Source organism: Aliivibrio wodanis, from assembly GCF_052920805.1.
In genome coordinates this window covers 728,055-753,397 of the sequence record NZ_JBREXA010000001.1, presented here as the reverse complement: position 1 = coordinate 753,397, position 25,343 = coordinate 728,055, and the positions used below count along the sequence as shown (strand labels likewise).

Here is a 25,343-nt window from a genome sequence, read left to right as displayed (position 1 = left end):
AGTATGGCGAAATAAGATGCTGTTCTGGTAACCTGTACGGAATTAATAGACGAATCACTTTTTGGTTGTTGGTAGGTTATATTCAGCTTGTTTGGTGGGTATGGGGAAAGTGATAGATACATTTTATATGTTAAGTGCTCTAAATGAGGTAAACATGCCAGAGATGTCAGATTGGTTATCAAAAAAGTTGAGTTCCATTATATCTATAAAACAAGCATGCATAATATTATTAACGTGCTGCTTATTAATTTTGTTTAATGGTGAGGTAACAAGTTTAATTAAATCAAAAGGTGGTTCAGATGAGTACGTATCGTTACTAGTTTTTCCTGTGTGTTGTAGCTTTTCTTATCTAAGTATTGAGGTTTTTTCCTTATGTTACAATAGGTTTATTAAAGTTACCAAATGGCTCGCTAACCTATATAAAAGAAGGTGTAGTAGGATTAAGTTTCAAGAAAATGTCAGTGAGCTGATACCTCAACTACCGAAAGAGCAAATTGACATCTTGATTCAGCTAATAGATTCCGATAAAAGTATTGGCATGTATTACGTTAATTATCTTGAGAAGCAACACTTCGTAATAAGAAAACATCAGGTTGATAGGAAGTCTTCTATCTACGGTATTAATCCCATCGTTAAAATTGAGTTACAGAAGTATTTATCTGAAAAAAGACGTGAAAAAATCAAATTTGAGTTATCTAAATTATCTCAAAACGAGCGTGATTTTTTGTCTATGTTTTTTTCTAAACAAGTTGAATGTGGCACGGCTGAAAGTTCAGTGCTTATGAAAAATGAGTTATATAGAGCTGCAGAAAATCTAGTTAGTAAAGAAATTCTCGCCCATGTAGCTAAAAGTTCCAAACATAACTCAATGGATAAATTTTGTTTGGCTTCCGATGTTGTTAATAAATTAGAAAGTGAAATATTTAATGCCAATATCATTCGAGATGAATTAGTTTTAGACGCTAAGTTTATAATAGTTGTACAGTCTTCTGGCGATTTGCTTTAGATTCGAGGTTATGAACACTTAACAAAATAGTTAATACGGCTTACTACACTCGACATTCTCTGTTTGCCGAGTGTTTTTAGCTTTAAGGCGTCAATTTTAAATATGAGTGCATAGTAGCAACGTGTTATTGCAGAGCTGACGGAGCCCTTCATAATTTCTCCGGCCCTGCGTTGTGTGTGAGACGCTGATATTCGAACATTGCCCATTGATATTGAATGATACCGCCGATGGCGTCGAACTTCCCGCTCAAGTCGAGGTATAGAGAGGGCTCTTCGGTATTTAATACTGTTAGCTTGAAAATCAAAGTGCCATTTTGCTTGAACGGCTATTAAGCTGTTCTACCACCCTGTATTTAGCAAGTATTAGAGAACTTAAGATGTTTTTTGTGAATTGTAGGGCATTGGTTCTGAATGGTTTGGTGTAGAATCTGAATATAGCTCATCGTACCGTCCAATTGATTAAAATGTGTGTTTGGCGGTATTAATTAGATCAAAGATATCGATGCGCATCTACCTTATTGTTTCTATGGGAGATTATGAGGAGATTCGTAAGATGCAAACGCTATGTGAAAATAGAGGATTTTGAGTAAATGAAACGTTTTATAGTTCTTTTAATAGCTGTATTCAGCATTATTTCTTTCAATGCACAAGCTAATGATTCCCAACTTAAGCAAGCATTTGAAAATCATCAAAGTGATCTTCAGATTAAAGGGCAAGGTAAAGTTGTTCATATTTTACCTGATGATAATAAAGGTTCGAGACACCAACGATTTTTATTAAAGCTCGATAATCAGCAAACGTTGTTGGTAGCTCATAATATTGATTTAGCTCCGAGAATACCTAACTTAAATGTTGGTGATAATGTTCAATTTTACGGTGAATATGAATGGAATAAAAAAGGTGGCGTGATTCACTGGACTCATAAAGATCCACGAAATAGACATGTTCATGGTTGGTTAAAGCACAATGGCCGAGTATACGAGTAAAATTTTACATAACAAGCAATCAACACGATTTACTACATCGGCAGTGTAGTTTTGCCTTTAGTTTCAGTAATTAGGCGTTAAAATTCAGCTAAGTCTGCATGGTAGCAAACGTGTTATGCAGAAGCTATAAGATCTATACTGTTGATATATTTAACTTCTGAAAGTAAATGTCAATTGAGACTATTACACTATAATATTGATATAAATCGAATAAATAATAACTTTTTAGTTATACTATTTTTAGGTGTATTTATTATTGATATATTAACTTCTTAGAAATTTTCATATTTGGAATATATAAGGATTATTATGTCAGAAGTTAAGAAAGTAACTAAAGGGAACTATACCTTTACACTTTATGTGCTATTTTTTATTGGTTTCATTTTTTGGAATGGTATCTTCAAATTATTATACTGAAGCAAAAACAATAAGTGATACACTAGTGGATTACAACTTTGGTCATTATTTGGCATCAGCTTCTACTGCATTAATGTCATTAGTATTGATGATTGCTGTTGGGCGTGGTGTATTAATATTAAATGGTGTAATGAAATCAAATGTTGAGTTTATAGAAGAGTAAGTTAATACATTCAAAGAAAAATTTATTATAACAAATGCATAGCACAGTTTGCTACATTCGGCATTTTTGGTTTAGAGTATAATTAGTTTGGAAGTTGGTCGTTAGCACTTGAGATTACGGCGTTGTGTTTCCGAGTTAATGGCAAGGTTACTCCCTGAACCTTGCAGTGTACTAGGTAGCTTACTTTACTATAACGTTATTAACTTTTTCTAAGTTGATAGCTTCTTGTTGAATTGACATGTTTTCTCCGTTTTTTAAGTATAAATTGTCACCATCGAAGGCTGTGATTTTATTTAGCTCAATGACATCGTAATAGAGACCATTATAAATCATAAGCCCTTCGAACCAAGTTACGTTTTTTTTATGAAGAATCTTAATGATATAATATGGATGTTTATTCTCTATTATTTTAAATCCAGTGCTTGCATCTAGGCCATAAATCCAAAGAGTATTATCTGATGTTTCTCGTGTTCTTATTTTAGATGCGTAATTCAAATCAAAGACTAAAATAATAACAGCCGAAATTGAGACCATTACAGCAAAGATAATTAACATTAATTTTTTCAATATTTTACCTCTAATGTATCAGTGTCAGAATTATGTTATAAATGAACTTGTTTAGATTGAAACTGTTCAATATATGCTGTGAGGATAACTGTAGACTTATGTCATGAGACTCATTAACATACTTATTATCGTTAGTTTTTAATAGAGACGTTGACGTTATATCGCCGCAATAACATGTTTATTACTACGACGACTTAGCTGAATTTTACTGTCTTAAACACCGAAACCAAAGACAAACCTACAACGGCGAATGTAATAAATCGTGTTGATTGCTTGTTATATGTGTAAATCATTTCTTTGAGAGCTTAAACCATATTCTTTTTGATAACTCCCAAATTGATATTGAAAGAATAATTAGGAATATGGCATCACCACCTAAGAAGTAGGAAATAACCAGAATTAAAACTACGATTATTATTGATGTAATAATTAACAATAAGCGATCATGCATTAAGCAACTCCGGATTTTGAGATAGCACAGTTTCTAACCATGAACCTGTAATTCCATTATCACGACCAAAATCTAGCACTTGCGATAAAGAACAGCTCATATTTTTATAAAATAACATCGCAGAACTACCAATTATAGCTCCAGCCCAAAATGCTGCATAAACTCCAGCGCCAATAGTTCCTGCACGGGCAACGGCTGACAATGGAACTCTAGAGTTACTTGCTAACGTTATTGCTTTATCAATTCGATCAATCATAAGCCAAGAAAGAGCCCCTGCTCACACTACATTCTTCAGTAGTTGGAAGGTTTAAAAGCTTAAGATTTTCATCAATATCATATTTAAATGAGTTTAAATCCATTGAACAGCTAGCCATAATGTTCTCCATTAATTAAAAAGAAAACTATACCAACAACCTACATTTCATCGATTAAAAATACTTATTTTATCGAGCTATAGCTAAAGATATAAACTAATAAATCAATCAGTTACATTGTTAAAACCAAAGAAGCATATAACAGCAATGTACACGGGTTCATTATTAATTGCTACACCTCACAATTAATTGGACCGCCTGTTATTGCTAATGGCATTCCAAGTATCTTTTTTCCCGTATATAAGTGGTACATTTAAGCTTAATCTGCATGGTAGCAAACGTGCTATGCTAGCGCTATGCGATTTAAGGGGAATATTGAGTAATGGATACAATAGTTTGGTTAATTCTTGGTTTTTTTGGCAGTTTAGTTTTAATTAAGTTTAGCCAAAGCCAGTCAAAAAAATCACAGAATAAAATTTTTGGTATCGCTTTAATTGTGGCCGCAATAATCTATGTGATATTCGCAATATTATACGCAAATGTGACTTGGGTTTTAATCGAGGCTGTAGGGGTAGCAGTTTATGGACTGTTTTATCTACTATCTAAAAAGTATGGTGTTTATGTCTTAGCGCTTGGTTGGATACTTCACCCTATATGGGATATCAATTTACATCTACTTGGTGCTGGTGCTGAATTTGTACCAAAATGGTATGCAGTTGCTTGCTTATCTTTTGATGTAACGGTTGCTATTTATTTAGTTTATCAGGCTAAATTTAAGAGAGTCGCATAACAAGCAATCAATACTACATTCTAGACTTTTTTGGCTTTACTATGTTAATGGGTAAATTTAGGCTTAATCTGTTCGTAGTAAACGTGTTATATAGACGGTAGTTGTTGCCGAAATAATTCAACTCATGTAAAACAGATTCAGATTAAATAGGAGTGTAATTTCATGAGTTTAGTAGTTCGACAAGTAAGTATAAATGATGCTCAAGGTATCACAGATGTCCTTAATCCAATCATTATTGAAGGTTTGTATACTGTATTAGATACGACATTTACTGTTGATGAAGAAAAAGAGTTTATTGCACAGTTCCCTGAGCGTGGCGTTTTTACTGTAGCTGTTAACGAAGATGGTTCTAAGGTTATTGGTTTTCAAAATGTAGAGCCATTCGCGTCATACACTAAAGCTTTTGACCATGTTGGTATTATTGGTACATTTGTTGGTAGTAACAGTAGAGGACAAGGCGTATCTAAAAAACTGTTTCAATCTACATTTGAAGTTGCGAAAGCAAAAGGGTACGAAAAATTATTTGCTTATGTTCGTGGTGACAATGAGCGAGCGTTAGCTGCCTATGTAAAGCAAGGTTTCGAAGTTGTAGGTATTGCTAAAAAGCACGCAAAAGTAGGTGATGTCTATATTGATGAAACTCTAATTGAGAAGTTCTTGTAAGCTTTTCAGTAGTAGAAGTTAACAAACGATGATGGTGTAAATAAATAATTCAAGGATGTAATTATGATTTTAATTCAATCAGTTGAAAGTGATTCGTTATATTTAACTGAGCTTTACCAATGGTTTGAAGCTGAGTGGGATGATGTTGAGCCTTTAGCTAGCATCAAAGAGGGAAAGATAATCCCAAATCCAATTGTTGCTTTAGATAATGGGAAATTAGTTGGTGGTTTAGTGTTTACTCGTTTTCTCTCTCCAATAACTCAAGAGCTGGCTGTTTGGATTAATGGCGTGTTTGTTACCCCTGAAAATCGTAAGCAAGGTATTAGCTCACAGTTGATAAATCAGGCTGAAAAAGTCGTGATGGAAATGGCGGAATCAGAATTATTAGTGTTTACCCATATACCGGCATTGTATTCAAACCTACAATGGAAGATCATAGAAACGCATGATGATCATTTTGTGCTGAAAAGTTCATTCGTAAATTGTTAGTAAGGGAATTAGATTGGCTCAAAAATATTATGTTTGTGTGGAAAGGTCGTGAAACTGGAATATTTACAACGTGGGCTCAATGTAAAGCCCAAGTCGATAAGTTTGCTGGTGCGAAGTATAAATCATTCCCTTCATTAACGGAGGCTGAATCCGCTTTTGGGAATAAAACTAGCACTCAATCATCGACTGTGCCCTCGGCTAAGAAATCAGGAGGGTCAAGAAAGACACCTCTTTCTCAAGACCAAATTACGGAGATGTCATTTGATATCAAAATTTTCACCGATGGGGCAAGTGTGCCTAATCCAGGTGAAGCCGGTGCCGGTATTGCTGTCTATGAACACAATAAGATAAGTGAATTGTGGTACGGTATTTACCAAGCGGTTGGCACAAATAATACCGCTGAGTTAAATGGTTTATATCAGGCTTTTATATTGGCAAAAGAGAAGATTGCTAAAGGCTATTCAGTTGCCATTTATTGTGATTCTATGTATGCGATACAGAGTATCACTCAGTGGGCGGAAGGCTGGTCGAAGAAAGGTTGGACGAAAGCGAGCGGTGAAATCAAAAACTTAGACATAATTAAACCTATGTACGCTTTGTATCAAGAGATCGCGAATAAGATCGAAGTCTTTCATGTTAACGGTCACGTTGGTATTGAAGGCAATGAACTCGCAGATAGAATGTCGATTGTTGCTATTGAGTCTAAAGATAAAGAATTAACTCTTTATAGAGAAACAGATGATATAGAGAAAATTTTAGCGCTTCGTGCAGGTTAAAATTGTGATTTTGTAATTAAAAAGGAAGGGCATATGTATCAGGACGTCATAAATTTTTGGTTTAACGAGCTTGAACCAAAGCAGTGGTGGCAAAAAGACTTAGAACTTGATGCTGTGATAAAGACGCGTTTTAGTGCGCTGCATAGACAAGCACAGGCCGGTGAGTTATCTCAATGGCGTGAAACTGCACTAGGCAGCCTTGCTGAAATCATTCTTTTAGATCAATTCTCTCGTAATATTTATCGTGATACGCCTGAGTCATTTGCTAGTGATCCTTTGTCTTTGGCTCTTGCTCAATTTGCGATATCAAAAGGCTTTGATACTGAACTTTCTCAAGCTGAGCGAAGCTTTTTGTATCTGCCATTTATGCACAGTGAATCGAAAAATGTTCATATCGAGGCGGTGACGCTTTTTGAGCAGCTAGGAAATACCTACAATTTAGAGTTTGAGCATAAGCACAAAGACATTATTGATCGCTTTGGTCGCTACCCACATAGAAATGCCATTTTAGGGCGAGAATCAACAGAAGAAGAAATTGAGTTCTTAACGCAACCAAATTCAAGCTTTTAAATTAATAATGTGAGTTTTATACACTCGATAATCTATTTATCGAGTGTTTTTATAGTATATTGAATTAACCGAACATCTCATTATATAGAGGGCTGTATATATAGATGTTTCTCGTATCTACTCATCCAAAGAACTATTTACAATGTAAGGTTTATGTTGCGGGGATTATTAATTAACTTAAATTTGATATGTATCATTATAAATTAACAGTGATAAGTAAATAATCGTAGGGGTGATATTTATAAATGATACGCAATGTAATATAAGGATATATTATGAAGGTTACAGATGTTAGTTTTTTATCAGTGTTAAATCGAAATCTATTATCATTAAGGTATAGTTCATTAGTATTTAGTGTTTCAAAAATTAGAATATACCTGTTGTTTGTTATCTTATGTTCATTATCTTCAGTATCTATTTCTTCGGAGATAGACCCATATAGTGGTATTTATAGAGAGAATTCAGAGAGCAAACCTTATCTTCTTATTAAAGAACATAATGGTCGATATTTTGGGAGTGCAACTTCTGGTTCAGTCGAATTATTTATTTATGATGATGGTAAATTTAGGGCTAGAGATATTACTATTGATATAAATGGGTATTTTCAAGATAAAATTAAAGGAAAATATCAGAAACAAATTGTTAACTTGTTTGGTTCTCACTCAGTATATGAACGTGTAGACATCCCAAAGGAAAAATTCATATCAGTGCTATATAATTCAGACAAGAAAATGGCAGACTTTAGTACTTCAAAGGTAGATGTTTGTAAGGATAGCTATCCGATCACTTCATTAGATAACGTTACTGATACATATGAAAATATTGATACGCTTATTTCTAAAATTGAAATTGGAAGAAATGTTTACAAGAATATTAATAGCTTACTTATTTTGAAAGATGATAAATTAGTTGTAGAGCGTTACTTTAATGGATGGAATGCTGATGAGCCACATATGATTCAATCAGTAAGTAAAAGTTTAACATCATTATTAGTTGGCTTAGCTATTAAAGAAAACAAAATAGTGGATATAAAGCAAACACTTCCACTGCTACTACCAAATTATAAAGAATACCTTAATGGAGGAAGAGAAAAAATAACATTACAGAATCTTCTTACTATGTCGGCAGGACTTCATTGGAATGAATGGGATACCCCTTACTCTAATCCTGAAAATATTCGTTATAAAGAAATATTTAGCGAAGACTCTGTAGCATTTACTCTTGAGCAGTCTCTTATTGAAAAGCCAGGTGATAGATTTAATTATAGTGGTGGTTTTGTTTCTGTTGTCGGAGAGGTTATAAGCCAAGCAACAAATCAATCACCGATGAGTGATTATGCTAAGAATGGTCCACTTTCGGCGCTCTGTTTTAAGAATGCTTATTGGCTTAAGCAAAATGATGATCGTACAAACGTAGCTGGTGGTGCTTTTTTAAGGCCAAGAGATATGTTGAAAATAGGACAACTCGTGCTTAATGATGGTAATTGGAATGGTAAACAACTTGTAGATAAAAATTATCTTATTGAATCAACTGAGCCTATTATGGATACAAATTTAACAGGGAAAAAATATGGTTATTTTTGGTGGGATACAACCTTTTATGTAAACGGTAAAAAATACCCTGCAATTTTAGCACAAGGTTATGGTGGGCAAGATATTGTCATTATTAAAGAGTTAAATTTAGTTGTTGTTAAAACCGCCTCTAACTTTAATTTCCCTTCTCTTATTGGGAAAATTATGAGTGCACATGTTATTCCTGAATTTGAGGATTAACCAGAATTTGTGCTTCAAGTCATTATGCCAACAGAGTAATAATTAACAATTTTATAATTAAGCTTTACAATTCTCGGTAATTCCTTTAGCTTAAAGACAATTATTTTTTCTAGAGTGTGTAAGTTATGTCTACAGACATCAAACAACATCAAGCAGGTTTACTCACTGCTACTAAGCGTAATGCTTATGCACTCGTCTCTGTCGTCGTTGTCATTTACTGATACTGACGATTTTTTTATTCGTCAGTTAGGCTGGCGGATAAGAACCTTTCTTTATAATCTTCTAGCCAAATTGACACCCTGTTTTAATTTATAAAAGGTATGTCGTTTGAACAGAAGAGATCTCGCCGCTATCGGCTTTATGACATTTGCACTCTTTCTCGGTGCAGGTAACTTAATCTATCCACCATTAATGGCACAACAAGCTGGCGACAATTGGCTTATTGCTATTGGCGGCTTTCTGCTTACTGCTGTTGGGTTACCTGCTATCACTTTGGTCGTATTAGGCCGTTTATCTTCTGCTGATAAGCTGACATCATCACTTCCTAAATGGATGGACCGTTCATTTTGGTTCTTAGTGTTAACTACATTAGGCCCTGCATTTGTCTTACCACGCGCAGTAACCGTTGCGTATGAAATGGGGATTAAACCTTTCTATTCTGGTAATGGCTTAATGCTATTCTCCGCTTTATTCTGTGCATTAACCTTATGCTTGGCATTAAAACCGGGTAAGTTAATTGATTATATCGGTAAGGTAATGACACCTGCATTGATTGCGATGTTAACGGTATTAGTTGTTGCGGCATTATTAAATCCTTTGGGCTCTCCAAGCCAAGCGATTGAAATTTACGAGCAAGCTCCTGCGGTGAATGGCTTAATTCAAGGCTACATGACACTAGATGCGATTGCAGCGGTGGCGTTTGGTTGGGTTATTATCCAAACCATTCGTAGCAAAGGTGTTGAGAGTAAAAAAGCCATCTCTTACTACACGCTACGTATCGCCGTTATTTACTCTGTATTGATGTCATTGTGTTACTTAGCAATGGGCTATTTAGGCTCAACTTCGTCTGAGATTGCACCAAGTGCGAGTAATGGTGGTGAGATCTTAACGCGTTATGCAGCGGGGGAGTTTGGTGTATTAGGCCAGCTTTTATTAGCTGCAATCACCTTAATGGCGTGTTTAACCACAACGATTGGGTTAACCAATGCCAACTCTGAGTATTATAAGAATACTTACGGCATCACCTTTAAAGTAAGCGCAACGGTAATTATGGTATTAACGGCGATCATTTCCAATGTAGGGTTAGAGACGATTATTGAAGTGAGTTTACCTGCTATTCTGATCTTATGTCCTATAGCTATTGCGCTTATTATTGCAATGATCTTACTGCCAGAGAAAACCAACACCGACAAACCTGTGACTTCAATGAGCCACACAACGGTAGTTTGTATTGCCACTTTGTTTGGTACGATTGATGCCCTGCATATTTTAGATAAATTGCCAGAGGGAATAAACGCATTTTGTGAGCAATGGTTACCCTTGTATGCTTCTCATACTTCTTGGTTACTTCCTGTATTTATTACTATCTTTGTTAATAAAACCTTCAGTAAAGCAATGCCAAAGCGTGTGGCGATAAACAATTAAGTTTTAGACAGGGAGTTCCCTCTTGTGTATTGATAGAGAGCAGCCATAATAGCTGCTCTTTTTTTGTTTCTAGAGTAGGGCTTATTTGATCATGTTGCCGTTAATTTATCATCCAATTTATTCGCAATTAGATCTCCCTGAAGGCCATCGTTATCCTATTCTAAAATATCAGCGTTTGTATGAAGCCATTCAATCTCGTTATTCTGATTATCTGCTTGGTTATTTTGAACCTACTGCATTAACGGTTAGTGATATTAAACAAGTACATGAAGAGAATTATATTGATGCTTTAGTCTCTGGAATATTGCCGGCAGCTAAAATGCGACGTATTGGATTTCCGTGGAGTGAGTCGTTAATTCAAAGAACACTAACCTCTACCGCAGGAACCTGTTTAACCGTAGACAAAGCACTAGAATACGGGGCTGCGGTGCATTTAAGTGGTGGGTACCATCATGCGCATTACGATTTTGGCAGTGGCTTTTGTTTAGTTAATGATTTGGTTATAGCGGCACATCACGCATTACAGCAAGACAATATTGATAAGGTGTTAATCATTGATAGTGATGTGCATCATGGTGATGGAACGGCAACGCTTTGTGCAGATAGAGACGATATTATTACGGTCTCATTTCATTGCGATAAAAACTTTCCTGCACGTAAGCCAACGTCTGATTACGATGTTCCCTTATCTATTGGCACTCAAGATACTGAGTTTTTAGAGGCGTTTCAGCAGGTTGTTGAAATGGCAATTAATCACCACCAACCTGATTTGATTATTTATGATGCAGGGGTGGATATCCATATCGATGACGAGCTAGGTTATTTGGATGTATCGACAGAAGGCCTATATCAACGAGATCTTTGGATGAGATCTTTTACTAAACAAAAAGGCATTCCTATTGCCTGCGTGGTTGGTGGAGGATATCGAAGCAATCACCAAGATTTAGTTGAACCTCATATGCAGTTAATTCGAGCTGTTTTGGATTGTATATAAGGTTGGAATATTAGATTACAACTCGTAAGCCAAGAGAGAAGGCGATATCTGTACTGTTATCCATGTTTCTGGCATTTTCATGCATAGCGGCTTCAAGAGTAGCTCTTCCATAGGTATAGCGATAACCTAGAACTACTTCGTTTGATGTTTCTGAAAAATCGTCATTTTCATTTGCCCAACCACTGTAATTGTGTGATTCAAGTAGCACACTGTGTTGAGGCAAAAATTGGTACTCGTAACCCATACTTAAAAAACCAGAGCTTGAGTTTAAAACCTCATCCCGAAATATCTCCATTTCTATGCACTAAACCAGTAGAGGCATAGAAATGGTGTACATATTGATGAAGGCTGTAATTAATTTGGATACCTTGCTCAAAACTAGAGCGCGCAAAAGGGCCACTGTCGACATTGTTATAATAAAGAGTGCCACCAACAGAAACGGCTTGATAGGCGGTTTGAAGAATAGCTACCTCACTATATACAAAGAAAGCATTGGTTAACGTTTCGCCTTCAAAGTCATCATACTGAACACCTAGACTAGGTATCGATATATAGAAGCGATCATCATCGACTTCATCTCGGCCATTCTGTCCAATACCAAAAAAATCATGAAAATTCTTAGTGAGTTCATCTAATTCATTGTTTTTTGCTGTAATGCGTTTAAAGCCAACTTCCGTTTTTACTAATGGCGTTAATTGATAAGCGACAGCAAGGTCAATATTATTTTGATAATAATCTAAGAAGTAATCACTCGTTTCAGCCCAAATACTCGCTTTGGTGTACGAAGTTTTTACTTCAAATTGACCAGGTTGCATAGCTTCTGCTTCACGTAACTGTAATGACAGTACATTTGAATGGATCGGAGATTGTGCTGATACAAACAAAGGTTGAGCTGCATTAACAGAGAGCGTGGTGGACGTTAATAACAACAAAGAAAGATGCTTTTTCATGAAATACAAGCCTAAGAAAGTAAGCGTGTATTTTGATTCATTGAAAACGCTATACCTAGAGTAAATGTACTGTATTTGGTGACTCTCTACGCAACCAAGGTCGTTTTTGCTGCGATGCTGGCGAGCTTCTCTGAAATAACCGTTTTGATTGTGTCACATGCATGTCGATAAAGTGGCAATTGATGGTTCCGCTCTAAATAATAGACAGCGTGGTGAATTTGAGTCGGCATTAAGTCATCAAGCCATTGAGTTTTGATGATGTCGATGTTGTCGTTATTACAGCACATTGAAGCTGATAAAGCCTCAGTGATGGCGATCATATCTGAATTTTCAGCAAGGCAGGTTAAGACGGACATACTTGCTGAGCGGTATTTAAAGTTGAAGTTCTGTTTGTTGTGCTTTTCTAGAATCGCATGATTATTGGTTAATCCGGGTAATAGCATGCCGCCAATAGGATAGCCATGAATGGTTTCTTTTTGTTTGTCTGTTTGAGTCCAAGGGTGGTTTTTTCTAGTGATTAACACGGGTGATGTAATGGTAACGGGCACTGAGCGGACAGATTTTGGGGTATCAATAGGGTAATAGTTTAAGCCAATATGTACCGCACCGTTTTGGATATCTTCAATGGTTTTATCTGTCCACGTTGTAATATTTAATTTGGCATTAGGGAAAGAGTCAAAAATAACACTGGTGGTTAATTCTGTTGCTAGTGCTTCCAGAAATAAGCTAGAGACAGCAACCGTAAGTTCTCCATCAAAAGTATCAGGATTAAAAAAAGAGTGGTCACACAAGCGGTCATCTAACAATGCTAGGTGCTCATTTAGCCCCATGCCAATTTTATCTGCTCTGTAAGTAGGTTCAAGTTGGCCGTCAATAGAATAAAAGAGCTTATCTTCAGTAAAAGCACGCATCTTAGTTAACGTTTGGCTTACTGCCGATTGCGAGATACCGAGAATATGAGCCGCCTTTTTAGTGCTTTTTGTCATGTAAATAGCATTAAAAATACGGAGGTAGTTTAAATTAAGTTGCTGATTATATTTCTGGTACATAGGGTATCTCATGATGTTTTTGAGCCGAATTAGCATTGCTTATATTTTCTATAAGTAGCGTGTAAATCGCTCTATGATTACAGTGTCTTCACAGTAAATATTCGGCGACTAGCCATATAAATAAGAGTGATGACATTATGAATTTTATGACAAAAACCGCAGTGGGTGCGTTAACCTCAAGCTTACTTTTTTCGGGCGTAAGTTTTGCTCAAGAGCAAGGTGCAGAGGGCTATCACGATGCCGATCCTCGTAACAGTAGTGCACGAGCTGCGGTGTTCGCAGGATGAACAAGGTGAGCTAAAATTGCTTGCTGGTGGTGGAGCCAGTGGATTAACCAGTGATATTTCTCAAACGGTTGGTTTTGCCGAGTATTACACTCAATCTCATAATGCGCGTTTACGTGCTGCACATTTTGATCGTTTTGGTGGTGTATATGTTGATGTTTATCACCTAGATGAAGCTGCTGGGATGTACACAACAGGTTATATGTTGCCTCTATCAAATGATGACGGTACGCTATTTTTCCCATCGTTAAACTATACTTATGTTGACTTTAAAACCGATGATATTGCAGAGCTTGCAACCGGAATGGCTGGTTCTCCAATTCCTAAAATAACCTCTAGTCAAATCGCTGCCGCATTGGGCGGAGAGGAAGCCCATCTTGGCTCGGTTAACTTATATGCCCTACACCCTTGGAACGACACACACTTTTCGGTGTTTAATGTAAACCTAGGCTCGTCTTATGGTGGTGTCGATATGCAAGTGGCTAACCTAATGTGGCTACAAGGCATAAAAACTAAAGTGGGCGATAAAACCATTAACATCATGTTCGAGTTTAAATACGATGTTATTCAATTGAACGATACTTCACGAGGTGAAATAGAATCTGATGAAATCACCGCTTCGGTTGGTATTGATTACCGTTTTTAATTGATAAATGATGCAGTGTGTAGGAGGGAGCTACGCACTGCATCAATCAGTTTATCTATCTTAGAAAGTAATGTTCATACCAATAAAGTGAATGTGCCCTTCAAATTCACCATCAAGATTAGGAAGAACAAGGTTAGTTGGACCAATGTCACGATCTATCGGCATAGTGCCAAAATCCGCATATTCATAGAAGAAATCGATGCGGTTTGTATTCCAATAAGTACTTGCACCCATTGAATAACGATATTGCTCCCCTACAGGTAAATCTACCCACTGCATTGATGGATCGTCTTGTGGAGAGGTTTCATAAGAAAACCCTGCTTTTAATGCCCATTTAGCGTTAAGTTGATAATCTGCACCAATGGCAAATTTCCACACATCTTCCCAATTACGATCGATTGATTGTGGAGACAACGAATCTGTATAAATTGGCGTGTCAGTAAAATCACTCCAACCGTGGTATTGAACAGAGCCTAGTAGAGTGAGTTGAGGGGTTAGATTGTAATTACCGCTTAGATCAATGAGGGTAGGGATAAGTAATTCAGTGCCAAGGGGGATAGCGCGATTAGCAGTACTCGCTTCTACATCAAACTCATGAGTTACTTTTGAACGGTAGCTTAGCCCTAGCGCCCATTTTTCTGCTTGGTACATGGTTCCGGCATTAAACCCATAGGCCCAATCTGTATCTAAATTGGTTTGAAGAGAAGAGGTAGATACTTCTAATAGGCCGTAGCTGAATTGAGCACCAACACCAACAGATAAGTTGTCATTAATTTTATAGCTTAAACTAGGGTTGATCTGCATGCCAGACATAAAGGCTTTGTCTAAATAAGCAGCGCCTGCCCAATCATCACCATATTCAATAGATGAACCGCCAACGACACCAAAATTCATGCCAAGGTGAAGGGTATCACTGAGTTGGCGAACATGAAAAATGCCAGCAGAAGGCATGACAGTATGCGCTTCACCATTATCATTATTTATATTGTCGTTATAATCCATGGTGAGATCTAATACCATTAGATTTACTGTCGTTTTTTGCTCACCCATATAAGACATGGTTGCAGGGTTAGTCCAGTTTGCCGTTGCTGTTTTGGTATAAACGCCATCACCTGCGCCGGCGGTTCCTGCATTGGCTGTTACTGCTTCTTGTAACAGTAAGCCGCTTGCTTGTGAGTAAGAAGAGAAAATAAGTAACGCTAGTAGTGTCTTTTTCATAATTTTTCCAAAAAACAAGCTGAATATGCCATGGTTCTAGCGTGGCATTATTCAGCTAAATAGTGGTTGCTATTAAATGGTTGTTATTAATAAATAATTTTTATCGGTAATTAACGAATAAACAAAATAAAAGAAACAGTATTAGTTGACTTTTCTTTCGGTGTATTTGGTCAATATAATCACAAAGTTGATGGAAATATTTCATAGTTCACCTACATACTGTATATGTAATAAATCTGTGCTTTCATACGGATAATGATGCCGCGAATAACATTTAAGAAGTTCAAAAATGGAATTGGCTTTTCTGCGTTCACCCAAGCTAAACCAACAGCTCCGACTGGAATATCGTAACCTTCAGGCTCGTTAATTTTTAAGCGGACAAAGTGGTGTTTGTTTTTTACATTTTTTCCTGTTGTTGCACGAACGTTTGTCTCGCGGGCTAATAGAGAACCTTGAGATTCTCCTGTCGCTTCAACAATGCCTTCAACTTGGGCAGAAAAAATTTTTCCTGGATAAATCGCTGTTGCAAATTCGGCTTTTTGACCGACATGCACATTTCTAAACGCTTGATGGTTGATGCGCATAAGTACAAACTTTTCGTTGCTATACATTTTTAAGCGCGGCATCGCTCCAACAAATTGGCCTTCACGAGCCATAAAGTTAGTCACATAACCATCAGTTGGAGCATGTATTTTTGTTTGAGATAAATCCCACTTAGCTTGTGCTAATGAGGCTTGTTTATTGTCTAGTTCAGCCTTTTTACTTGTAACGGTAATGGCTGATTTATCGAGTAGGTTTTTGTTTTTTTCTGCGGTGATAAGTGATTTAACGTGTTGTGAAGCGAGTATGGCAATTTGACTTTTAGCCATGAGAACGACCGTTTTTTGTTGATCAATCACGCTTTCCGTAATAGTGTTTTTTACTTTATTATTTTGATCTAAATAACGTTTTAATGTTCGTAGATTTAAGTCGAGGTCGTATTTTGCCGTTTGAATTTGGCTTTTAATAATTTTAACATCTTCAAGTGCGGCTTCATGATTCGTTTTCGCAATATTTACATCTTGAATTGATGAGTCATACGCTTTTTGTGCAATAACAGATTGTGCTTTGGCTTTATCAAGAGCAATAACAAAAGGTGCGTTATTAATCTCATAGATTATTTGCCCCTCTTTAATTACTTGGTTAGGCGAGATATGTAATTTTTCAATATTGCCAGTGATGCGAGTTGAGGCTGGACGTAATTGAATATGTGGTGATTGAACAACCGAGCCACCAGAAAGATCCATAGGTGCCCACGTGATTAACCCAATCCAAACGAACATTAACCAAGCAGTGCCGCCGCCATAAGCAAAAACTTTAAAGGGTTTTCCCCACGGAATACCAACCAAGCGGAGTATATAAATAAAGAGCGCCCAAACAGCTAATCCTTCTAACATAACTATTCTCCTCGGGTTGGTTGATGTTGTGGTGTACTGTCGTTCCAAATAGTTCTGATACGGCGAATGGTTTCTTCTGAATCAATAAACGCAATAATGACCGCTATTACCCATACCCAATGCCAGATAAATCCTATCCAGGTAAGAGTGGTGACAAGTGCCATTTGACCATGCTTCTTTTTATCTGCATGATGAATTGGCAGTTCATGAAATTTCCAAAAACCATACAGTGCGCCAAAAATCGTACCAACCAGTACAATGGTTGCAACTACGTGAAGACCAGTATCAAAACCTGTATCAACGAAAGGCATCGTAATTAAACTCATATCGCTTCCCAAAAATGTAAATAAAAAAGAGTAGGGTAGAGTCGCTTCATTGGTAATGAAGCGATTGAGTGGATATTACGCAGAGAGAAGGGGGGATGAATCAGTAAATATACTGCTAAAAAAGAAAAGGTCGTAAAAGGGAGAGTTTGGTCGTGTTATCTTTTAATCATCAATCCCTAATCCATTACGTAACGCAAATTGGATAAGATCGTTATGATTATCAAGGTTGAGGAGATCTAACATACGATATTTATGAGATTCAATGGTTCTAGGGCTCAAAAATAGCTTATCAGCGCATTGCTTTGCAGTGAGTCCCCGTGCTAATAGTGATAAAACGGAGCATTGCTTTTTGCTAAGGAGTAGAAGTTTTTCTCCCTCATTACTCCCTATATCGGTCAAGTTTGATTGCAAGCTACGAGTAACCATAGAGTGCTGCCAATAACATAACCACATATCACACAATAATTTTAATCGTTTAATTTCCTGCTCCGACAACTCAACTTCGTTAGTATCAAAGCGGGAGAAGGCAAGGGCCCCCCATGTTTGGCCAAAGAGCTGCAAGCTGATGATCCCATGCCACTTCACACCCTCTTCAAAAAGCTCTTTTATTGGATCGAGTTTATGAGTTTGTAACGCATGCTGATTAAATATTTGCCAAGGTTGCTTAGATTTAAGGATCGATAGGTATTCCTTGTAATTCCCTTTTACAAAACGGTTTTTATCCAGATCTGGAACGTTAGAACGAGAAACGGAAATGGTTTTACCATCATTAAGTAAAATCATGGAGTTAGGGAAAAGAGTGAGTCTATCGAGTTTAAACCACTCTAATGCTTGGCTTGCTAGAATAGTGAACGTTTCTTCAAATGCTTGGGGTTTACTGGATGTCAGCGTATTGGATTGTTCAATAAGTAACGATTCAAAGTCAGTGTTTTTTTCTAACATAATAAGTGTAACCCTCTATTATTTTTATAATACCAAGATAGTCGCATTGTTGTTTAGTTGTCAATTGATCTTATTTTTGGTTGTTGATTTGTAATTCAAGAGTAAATTTTCTGTTTGTGTATTTTATTGCGTAAAACGTGACTGGAAATAGATATATTAGAGTCTAAAACCGTAAGCAGTAATTCTACTGATTATCTCTTTGCGTAAAGATCGAATAATAAAAAGGTATCCAACATATTCTTTCTAATTATTATAGGTCTGTTCTATGTTTAATAAAAAAACCTTTTTACAAATAGCGATAGGTGCTGCATTAGCCTCTACCGCTATGTCAAGTTATGCAACCACTGATACTAACCGTCCAAATATTCTAGCAATATGGGGCGATGATATTGGTATGGATAATCTGAGTGCCTACACAAAAGGGCAAGCGGGTCATTGGACACCAAATATTGACCGCATTGCAAATGAAGGTGTGTTATTTACTGATTTTTATGGAGAAAATTCATGTACTGCGGGTCGCTCAGCTTTTATTACTGGTCAGCACCCAATGCGAACCGGTCTTACTAAAGTGGGTATGCCAGGTGCGACTCAAGGTATGAGAAAAGAAGACCCTACCATTGCGACGATGCTTAAGCATAAGGGGTATATGACAGGACAGTTTGGTAAAAACCATTTAGGTGACTTAGATTCACATTTACCAACAAAGCACGGTTTTGATGAGTTCTTCGGTAATTTATACCACTTAAATGCAGAAGAAGAACCTGAACATCCTGATTACCCAAAAAGCCCTGAGTTTAAAAAGAAGTTTGGACCGCGCGGTGTCATTCACTCATACGCCGATGGAAAAATTGAAGATACAGGTCCATTAACGCGCAAACGTATGGAGACAGTGGATGAAGAATTCTTATCAGCAGCCCTAGATTTTATTGATAAAGCACATAAAGAGAAAAAGCCTTTCTTTGTATGGTTTAACTCAACACGTATGCATGTGTGGACGCACTTAAAAGAAGAATCTAAAGGATTATCTCAACGTGGTGGTATTTACGGCGATGGGTTAGTAGAACACGACAATATGGTTGGTGAGCTGCTAGACAAACTTGATGATCTGAAAATCGCAGACAATACCATTGTTTCTTATACCACGGATAATGGAGCTGAAAAATTATCTTGGCCTGATGGTGGTACAGTACGTTTCCGTGGTGAGAAAAACTCATCTTGGGAAGGCGGACACCGTGTTCCTGCAATGATGCGCTGGCCTGGTAAGATCCCAGCAGGATCGTTTGTAAATGAAATGGCAGCACATAATGATTGGGCTCCAACCTTCTTAGCTGCTGCTGGTGATAAAAATATTGTTGCTGATTTAAAGAAAGGCAAAACGCTAAATGGCACAAAATATAAAGTTCATTTAGATGGTTATAACCTACTGCCAGCGTTAGAAACAGGCAAAGCAACCACTCAGCATAATTTAGCATCATGGCCTCGTAAAACCTATGTCTATGCAACGGATGTTGGTGATATCTCAGCCGTTCGTGTTGGTGATTACAAAATCATGTTCAGTGTAAATAACTGCCATGGTTTAGAAACATGGAACTGTTCATTTGATGAGCTTCGTGCGCCTAAAATGTACAACTTACGCCAAGACCCTTATGAGAATGCAGATAAGGAAGGTCAATACACGAAGTGGTATGTCGAGCATTTACCGTATATGTATTTAGGTGCAGCTTCGACAGCTCAGTTCTTACAAACGTTCCAAGAATTCCCACCACGCCAAGTGCCGGGCTCATTCTCTATCGATCAGATGGTTGAGAAAATGAATATTTGGCAGCGTGCACAATACCAATAATTAAACGAAAAAATAGACATTTGAATAAAAATCTAAGCCCAGCATTTATGTTGGGCTTAGTAAGTAGGAAAAACCATGAGATTTAGTTATAAAATTACGGCCGCATCATCACTCTTATTAGTTATCACCATCTCTTTATTAGCGTTTCAAGAGTTGCGAGTGGCTAAAAATGAAGTAGAGCAGTTAATTGATTCTAGCCTGTCAGAGATTGTGAAAGGAGTCAGAAATACTGTTGAGTCTGAGATCGAAAAAAAGAAAGGGCTAGTACAGTTAACTCAAGAATTGATTGAATTAGAACCATATAATGTTGATAAAGTTCAAGAGATAGTCAACAGATCCACGCTGAAAAATACGTTCGTTACCGTTGGGTTAGGCTATGAAAATAGTGGTAACGTGATAGAAAATGATGATAATTGGTCACCGAGCAGTGATTATGATCCTCGTCAACGTCCTTGGTATACCAAAGCAAAATCTACAGGTGCTCTCATCATTACCGCGCCTTATGTCGATGTATCAACAAAGGAAGTGCTAGTCTCGATTGGTATGCCAGTAAGAACTAATCAGCAATTTGTAGGAAGTTTATTTTTTGATGTTAATTTAAACTCATTAGCGAAGGTGGTAAATAAAGTAAATCCATTTGATGCCGGTCATCTTTTTATCGTTGCAGCGGATGGAACTACGATTGCTCATCCTGAGAGTAGATATAACGGAGAAAATATTAGCCAATATTTGCCGTCAGTTGAAATAAAAGAAGGAAATCAACATCTAGAGTTAAACGATAAGCACTACCTCGTTCATTTCACGAAAGAAGAATCAGAAAATTGGTATATCGGGGCGGTAATTAATGAAGATATTGCTTTTGCTGCGATGGATGATATGCGCGATAGTGCGGTGATTAGTGTTTTTGTAAGTCTATTTTTCAGTATAGGTATTCTTACTTTTTTAATTAAGTTTTTAATGCGCCCGCTTGGTGTTATTAATCACGCAATTCAAGGCGTTGCTTTAGGTCAAGGTGATTTAACTAAACGTTTAGATACCAATACGGATAAAGAGTTTGCAGATCTTGCCGAAGGATTTAATACCTTTACAGGTAGCCTACAATTGCAAATTCAGGAATCAAAACGCATTAGTAAAGATATTTTACAGGGGACGGAAATAACTCTTAATAGTACTGAAAGCTCAGTGACCGCAGTGAACACTCAGCTTGAAGAGTTAGAACAATTAGCTACAGCGATGCATGAAATGGCCGTGACAGCAACAGAGGTGGCAAGTAATGCTCAAAGTGCATCATCTGCTGCAAAAGGTGCAGATGAAGCGACAGAAGAGGGATTATCTGTAGTGATTGAAACCACGGCTTCCATTCATGAATTATCGATGCGAATAGACCAAGCGGTAGAAGAAGTTGTGGGTCTTGAACATGCGACAAATAATATTGAGAACATACTTAAAGTGATTATTGGTATTGCAGAACAAACTAATCTACTAGCATTAAATGCGGCTATTGAAGCTGCCCGAGCGGGTGAGTCTGGTCGCGGCTTTGCGGTTGTTGCTGATGAGGTGCGAACGTTAGCACAACGAACGCAAGAGTCGACCACTGAGATTAGAAGTATGATTGAGCAGTTGCAATCTGGTGCAAACTCAGTGTCCCTTGCCATGCAGGAAAGTAAAAACACGACGGTTGAAGTGGTAAATAAAGCACAAGCCGCTGATGGTGCGTTGAACAGTATTAGAGTGGCAATTCAAAGCATTAATGATATGAATACGCATATTGCTGCGGCAGCAGAGCAGCAGAGTTTGGTTTCTGAAGAGATAAACAGTAATACTGTGAAGATTAAAGAGTTATCGACTCAGGTTGCAGAAGGAGCGAAACACGCTAACCAAACAATGATAACTCAAGCTAAAAAAGTGAAAGAGCAAGATGATATTTTAAATCAATTTGTTGTTTAGTAAGTACTTAGTCTTCTTTAACTATATTGAGCTTTTAATAGTGTACTGCCTTCTATAATTTTAAGCTTAACAGTGGACATGGATGTCCTATTCTCACTAAAAATCAGTAGATTTACTGATTACCTTTCTAAGTAAACGCTCGATAATAGATTTTTAAACGCAATGCTTTTTAAGTTATGGAAATCGTTAGCACAAGGTGTGCATATCAATATCGAGGTTTAGTATGTTTACACAAGCTCAAGATTTAGGTTGCACATCTTCAACTCTTCAGCCTATTCAAAGAATGAATATCATGACAAAACCAATTGGTTCTGCATGCAATATTGATTGCACTTATTGTTATTACCTAAGTAAAGAAGAAGTGCTTGGTCATGAAAAAGGCTGTGGTACTCAAATGTCTGAAGAGATGTTAGAAACCTACATCAAAACCTATATAGAACAACAAAACTTCCCTGAAATAGTCTTTCATTGGCAAGGTGGAGAGCCAACATTATTGGGTGTTAATTTTTTTAGAGACGTAGTAAAGCTACAGAAAAAATATTGCCCGAAAGGAGTCACCATTGAGAATAATCTACAAACCAATGGCACTTTATTAACTGATGAATGGGGCAAGTTTTTAAGCAAGAATAACTTTTTGGTGGGTTTAAGTATTGATGGACCTGAGATGATCCACAATGCCTATCGCACCAATCGTTCTGGTCGTGGCACATTTAAACAAACGATGAAAGGCGTAGATATTCTACATAAATATAAGGTTAGGTTTGCAACATTAACCTGTGTGAATAATTTAACAGGCTCAAATCCGCTTGAAGTTTATCGCTTTTTAAGAGATGAAATTCGCTCTCCTCAACTGCAATTTATTCCCATCGTTGAGCCAAAATCCTTCCGTGATACAGCACCTCAAAAATGGACTGATGATGAAATTCTATTTCAAGGGATGCCGGAATTAGAGCCGAGTCACCCAAACTCTGTTGTAGAGTCTTGGTGTGTGTCTCCTTCTCAATGGGGGACTTTTTTAACCACAATTTTTGATGAATGGTTAGAAAATGATATTGGACAGGTAAATGTACCTTATTTTGAAGCGTGTGTTGAAACATGGATGGGACGAGTTAATCCGTTATGTACGCTTGCGCCTATGTGCGGAAAAGGATTAGCCATTGAACATAACGGCGATGTGTTTGCGTGCGACCATTATGTGTACCCAGATTATAAACTGGGAAATATTAATGATGAAAATCTAGAAGACATGCAGTTTTCATTAGGACAAGAAGAATTTGGTAGAGCCAAAGAAGGTGACTTACCAAGCCAGTGCCGTAAATGCACCTATCAATTTGCTTGTTATGGCGAATGTCCTAAAAATCGCTTCACTAAAACTTTAGAAGGTGATGCAGGGCTAAATTATTTATGTGCAGGTTGGAAACAGTTCTTTAGCCATATTGACCCTTATATATCAATGGTTGTTGCAACCATAGGGTATCCGGTACATAAGCAAATTAATGCTGATGCAATGAAACTAAATTTTAAGAAATAAGGTTAATGTGATGAGAGTGATACAAGTGGCCATGTTATTTGGTTTAATCGTACTTAGTGGTATTAGCCATGCTCAAAGTAAAAATTATGCTCAAGAAAAAGTGCTAACAGAGTACGTTTTTGATAGTGAGCAAGTGGAAAAAATGATTTTGCTTGCTTATGAAAATAAACGTAGTCGTTATACTGAATTTGCACAATTATTTAATTTTTGCCAACAAAAGCCGAGTCATCAAGATTGTAATGAACGCTATGAGAAAGTAACAGCCAGCTATGAAATGGTTAAAGCAAATTACAATGTACTTAATATGGTAAATAGCAAAGAATTACAATATTTAATGATGCCAGAGATAAATTACCCAGAGTTGGTTACAGCGTTACAAGATCTGGGTTATTTGAAAGATGGAATGACCAGTGATGTGAATTACAGCGATACACTAACGGCATTAAATCAATGGTTAGTAATGCATGATATGGAAACTACAGAGCATGTATACCTTTTGCATTCGTTAATGATCCGCACTGAAGAGTTAGCTCAGGTTATTCTTGATGAAAAGGAAAGTTGATGAACCTAACCCCCGTTTTGAAAATACTTGTTCCAATACTATGTTTGATATTTTATGTCGAGTTTGCTCGCGCAGACGAGGCAGAACTGACTAATGATAGTTGGCAAGGTATTTCTATTGAAGAGAAAGAACAATACTTGTCTGAGTCTTCTCAAAATACAAATTTATCTATATCACAGCGTGTCTCTGCAACAATTGAACTTGGTCATTTTTCAGGGGCTAATGCGATTATAGCAGTTGGGAGGGCTTCTCGTTCGGCAGAATCAGAACTTCGTTTGGCGGCAGTTCAAGCGGCAGAGCAGTGGCAAGGAAGAGCAAAATGGGACGTAGTATCTCCTCTGCTTGATGATCATTCTGAATCAGTAAGAGCAGCAGCAGTAAGAGCCTTAATGCCGATTTGGAAGGATTTGCCAGATACCCATCAAAGCTATTTAGAGCAAAGTGCCGATATTTATTTACAGAATTTACCTGAAACATTAGAAGCAGATTTAGAACGATCATGGTTTTACTCAGCTCAGAATGATTTATTGAAATCAAAAAATATGTATCAGCGACTTAATCAGCAATACTCTGATCCTCGCATTAGCTTAGGCTATGTTCAGGTTTTAAGTAATCATCAAGAATATGAGGAAGCAAACCGCATTTTACTGGAGCACTTAGCCACTTTCCCTAAGAATGCTAACTTACATTATCGTCTTGCTTTTACGTATCATAAATTAGGCTTGAATGAGTTATCCTCATGGCATTTTTTTATGGCTTATGATAATGCCCCAAATAATACAAAAATGGGTTATGCCTATGCTATTTCAATCAGAAAAGCAGAGCCAAATAAAGCCATTGAGGTATTAACGAATGTGTATAGCATTGAACCAGACCCTAGTTATTTATACGCAAAATGCGATACGTTATTAATGGCGAAAGAAGACGCAAGCACTTGTTTGTCGCTGCTAAAAACAGTGGCTCATGAATATGTGGTTACTGAGCTAACACAGCGTTATTGATTTTAAA

26 protein-coding genes and 1 pseudogene are annotated in these 25,343 nt (G+C 37.1%); 18 read left to right on the top strand and 9 right to left on the bottom strand.

Annotated features, from left to right (window positions below; translation table 11 throughout):
* Positions 1 to 154: 154 nt before the first annotated feature.
* The 3 genes from ACU5DF_RS03570 to ACU5DF_RS03560 all read left to right on the top strand — a co-directional run bounded on the left by ACU5DF_RS03570 (position 155) and on the right by ACU5DF_RS03560 (position 2,571).
* Entirely contained in the window at positions 155 to 1,006 is an 852-nt protein-coding gene (locus ACU5DF_RS03570; protein WP_446711805.1) for a hypothetical protein, read from the top strand.
* 589 nt (positions 1,007 to 1,595) lie between these two features.
* A complete protein-coding gene (locus ACU5DF_RS03565; protein ID WP_045103693.1) occupies positions 1,596 to 1,991 on the top strand; it encodes a DUF3465 domain-containing protein in 396 nt (131 codons plus the stop codon).
* Between the two features lie 442 nt (positions 1,992 to 2,433).
* Positions 2,434 to 2,571, top strand: coding sequence for a hypothetical protein (locus ACU5DF_RS03560; protein WP_446711804.1), 138 nt, complete (start codon positions 2,434 to 2,436; stop codon positions 2,569 to 2,571).
* A gap of 180 nt (positions 2,572 to 2,751) precedes the next feature.
* Here ACU5DF_RS03560 and ACU5DF_RS03555 read toward each other — a convergent pair whose 3' ends face one another.
* Together ACU5DF_RS03555 and ACU5DF_RS03550 are read right to left on the bottom strand one after the other, a co-directional pair.
* On the bottom strand, positions 2,752 to 3,138 hold the full coding sequence (locus ACU5DF_RS03555) for a hypothetical protein (protein ID WP_446711803.1): 387 nt from the start codon (positions 3,136 to 3,138) through the stop codon (positions 2,752 to 2,754).
* 443 nt (positions 3,139 to 3,581) lie between these two features.
* A complete protein-coding gene (locus ACU5DF_RS03550) occupies positions 3,582 to 3,845 on the bottom strand; it encodes a hypothetical protein (RefSeq protein WP_446711802.1) in 264 nt (87 codons plus the stop codon).
* A 440-nt stretch (positions 3,846 to 4,285) separates the two neighbouring features.
* Here ACU5DF_RS03550 and ACU5DF_RS03545 point away from each other — a divergent pair, with 440 nt between their 5' ends.
* From ACU5DF_RS03545 to ACU5DF_RS03510, 8 genes and pseudogenes are all read left to right on the top strand, one after another.
* On the top strand, positions 4,286 to 4,693 hold the full coding sequence (locus ACU5DF_RS03545; RefSeq protein ID WP_446711801.1) for a DUF6010 family protein: 408 nt from the start codon (positions 4,286 to 4,288) through the stop codon (positions 4,691 to 4,693).
* Between the two features lie 162 nt (positions 4,694 to 4,855).
* Positions 4,856 to 5,356, top strand: a complete 501-nt coding sequence (locus ACU5DF_RS03540; RefSeq protein ID WP_446711800.1) for a GNAT family N-acetyltransferase — start codon at positions 4,856 to 4,858, stop codon at positions 5,354 to 5,356.
* A 63-nt stretch (positions 5,357 to 5,419) separates the two neighbouring features.
* Positions 5,420 to 5,845: a GNAT family N-acetyltransferase gene (locus ACU5DF_RS03535; protein ID WP_446711799.1), complete on the top strand. Its 426-nt coding sequence runs from the start codon at positions 5,420 to 5,422 to the stop codon at positions 5,843 to 5,845.
* 13 nt (positions 5,846 to 5,858) lie between these two features.
* A pseudogene (locus ACU5DF_RS03530) lies at positions 5,859 to 6,621 on the top strand (ribonuclease H1 domain-containing protein).
* A gap of 33 nt (positions 6,622 to 6,654) precedes the next feature.
* Positions 6,655 to 7,191, top strand: a complete 537-nt coding sequence (locus ACU5DF_RS03525; RefSeq protein WP_446711798.1) for a DUF924 family protein — start codon at positions 6,655 to 6,657, stop codon at positions 7,189 to 7,191.
* 275 nt (positions 7,192 to 7,466) lie between these two features.
* Complete coding sequence (locus ACU5DF_RS03520) at positions 7,467 to 8,963, top strand: serine hydrolase domain-containing protein (protein ID WP_446711797.1); 1,497 nt, start codon at positions 7,467 to 7,469, stop codon at positions 8,961 to 8,963.
* 327 nt (positions 8,964 to 9,290) lie between these two features.
* Positions 9,291 to 10,607: a branched-chain amino acid transport system II carrier protein gene (gene brnQ, locus ACU5DF_RS03515; protein WP_446711796.1), complete on the top strand. Its 1,317-nt coding sequence runs from the start codon at positions 9,291 to 9,293 to the stop codon at positions 10,605 to 10,607.
* A 91-nt stretch (positions 10,608 to 10,698) separates the two neighbouring features.
* Positions 10,699 to 11,601 (top strand): histone deacetylase family protein, encoded by a 903-nt coding sequence (locus ACU5DF_RS03510; RefSeq protein WP_446711795.1) that lies wholly within the window; start codon positions 10,699 to 10,701, stop codon positions 11,599 to 11,601.
* Positions 11,602 to 11,611: 10 nt separating this feature from the next.
* Here ACU5DF_RS03510 and ACU5DF_RS03505 read toward each other — a convergent pair whose 3' ends face one another.
* From ACU5DF_RS03505 to ACU5DF_RS03495, 3 genes are all read right to left on the bottom strand, one after another.
* A complete protein-coding gene (locus ACU5DF_RS03505) occupies positions 11,612 to 11,896 on the bottom strand; it encodes a DUF3187 family protein (protein ID WP_446711794.1) in 285 nt (94 codons plus the stop codon).
* Positions 11,877 to 12,551 (bottom strand): DUF3187 family protein, encoded by a 675-nt coding sequence (locus ACU5DF_RS03500; RefSeq protein ID WP_446711793.1) that lies wholly within the window; start codon positions 12,549 to 12,551, stop codon positions 11,877 to 11,879. Before ACU5DF_RS03500 ends, ACU5DF_RS03505 begins: the two co-directional genes overlap by 20 nt.
* A gap of 86 nt (positions 12,552 to 12,637) precedes the next feature.
* Positions 12,638 to 13,600, bottom strand: a complete 963-nt coding sequence (locus ACU5DF_RS03495; protein ID WP_446711792.1) for a LysR family transcriptional regulator — start codon at positions 13,598 to 13,600, stop codon at positions 12,638 to 12,640.
* A gap of 137 nt (positions 13,601 to 13,737) precedes the next feature.
* Here ACU5DF_RS03495 and ACU5DF_RS03490 point away from each other — a divergent pair, with 137 nt between their 5' ends.
* Together ACU5DF_RS03490 and ACU5DF_RS03485 are read left to right on the top strand one after the other, a co-directional pair.
* Entirely contained in the window at positions 13,738 to 13,887 is a 150-nt protein-coding gene (locus ACU5DF_RS03490; protein ID WP_446711791.1) for a hypothetical protein, read from the top strand.
* A 16-nt stretch (positions 13,888 to 13,903) separates the two neighbouring features.
* A complete protein-coding gene (locus tag ACU5DF_RS03485) occupies positions 13,904 to 14,530 on the top strand; it encodes a hypothetical protein (protein ID WP_446711790.1) in 627 nt (208 codons plus the stop codon).
* Positions 14,531 to 14,590: 60 nt separating this feature from the next.
* Here the strand turns inward: ACU5DF_RS03485 and ACU5DF_RS03480 are convergent, their stop codons facing one another.
* The 4 genes from ACU5DF_RS03480 to ACU5DF_RS03465 all read right to left on the bottom strand — a co-directional run bounded on the left by ACU5DF_RS03480 (position 14,591) and on the right by ACU5DF_RS03465 (position 18,452).
* Positions 14,591 to 15,748, bottom strand: coding sequence for an OmpP1/FadL family transporter (locus ACU5DF_RS03480; RefSeq protein ID WP_446711789.1), 1,158 nt, complete (start codon positions 15,746 to 15,748; stop codon positions 14,591 to 14,593).
* A 212-nt stretch (positions 15,749 to 15,960) separates the two neighbouring features.
* Complete coding sequence (locus ACU5DF_RS03475) at positions 15,961 to 17,184, bottom strand: HlyD family secretion protein (RefSeq protein ID WP_446711788.1); 1,224 nt, start codon at positions 17,182 to 17,184, stop codon at positions 15,961 to 15,963.
* A gap of 2 nt (positions 17,185 to 17,186) precedes the next feature.
* Positions 17,187 to 17,510: an MFS transporter gene (locus ACU5DF_RS03470; protein ID WP_446711787.1), complete on the bottom strand. Its 324-nt coding sequence runs from the start codon at positions 17,508 to 17,510 to the stop codon at positions 17,187 to 17,189.
* A 162-nt stretch (positions 17,511 to 17,672) separates the two neighbouring features.
* The gene (locus ACU5DF_RS03465) at positions 17,673 to 18,452 is read right to left on the bottom strand and encodes a response regulator transcription factor (RefSeq protein WP_446711786.1); all 780 of its coding nucleotides are present in this window, start codon (positions 18,450 to 18,452) and stop codon (positions 17,673 to 17,675) included.
* A 265-nt stretch (positions 18,453 to 18,717) separates the two neighbouring features.
* Here ACU5DF_RS03465 and ACU5DF_RS03460 point away from each other — a divergent pair, with 265 nt between their 5' ends.
* The 5 genes from ACU5DF_RS03460 to ACU5DF_RS03440 all read left to right on the top strand — a co-directional run bounded on the left by ACU5DF_RS03460 (position 18,718) and on the right by ACU5DF_RS03440 (position 25,336).
* Positions 18,718 to 20,295 (top strand): arylsulfatase, encoded by a 1,578-nt coding sequence (locus ACU5DF_RS03460; RefSeq protein WP_446711785.1) that lies wholly within the window; start codon positions 18,718 to 18,720, stop codon positions 20,293 to 20,295.
* Between the two features lie 75 nt (positions 20,296 to 20,370).
* The gene (locus ACU5DF_RS03455; RefSeq protein WP_446711784.1) at positions 20,371 to 22,242 is read left to right on the top strand and encodes a methyl-accepting chemotaxis protein; all 1,872 of its coding nucleotides are present in this window, start codon (positions 20,371 to 20,373) and stop codon (positions 22,240 to 22,242) included.
* Between the two features lie 223 nt (positions 22,243 to 22,465).
* Positions 22,466 to 23,773, top strand: a complete 1,308-nt coding sequence (locus tag ACU5DF_RS03450; protein ID WP_446711783.1) for an anaerobic sulfatase maturase — start codon at positions 22,466 to 22,468, stop codon at positions 23,771 to 23,773.
* 10 nt (positions 23,774 to 23,783) lie between these two features.
* The gene (locus ACU5DF_RS03445; protein ID WP_446711782.1) at positions 23,784 to 24,335 is read left to right on the top strand and encodes a hypothetical protein; all 552 of its coding nucleotides are present in this window, start codon (positions 23,784 to 23,786) and stop codon (positions 24,333 to 24,335) included.
* Positions 24,335 to 25,336, top strand: a complete 1,002-nt coding sequence (locus ACU5DF_RS03440) for a hypothetical protein (RefSeq protein WP_446711781.1) — start codon at positions 24,335 to 24,337, stop codon at positions 25,334 to 25,336. The genes ACU5DF_RS03445 and ACU5DF_RS03440 overlap by 1 nt, the downstream gene beginning before the upstream one ends.
* Positions 25,337 to 25,343 lie beyond the last annotated feature (7 nt).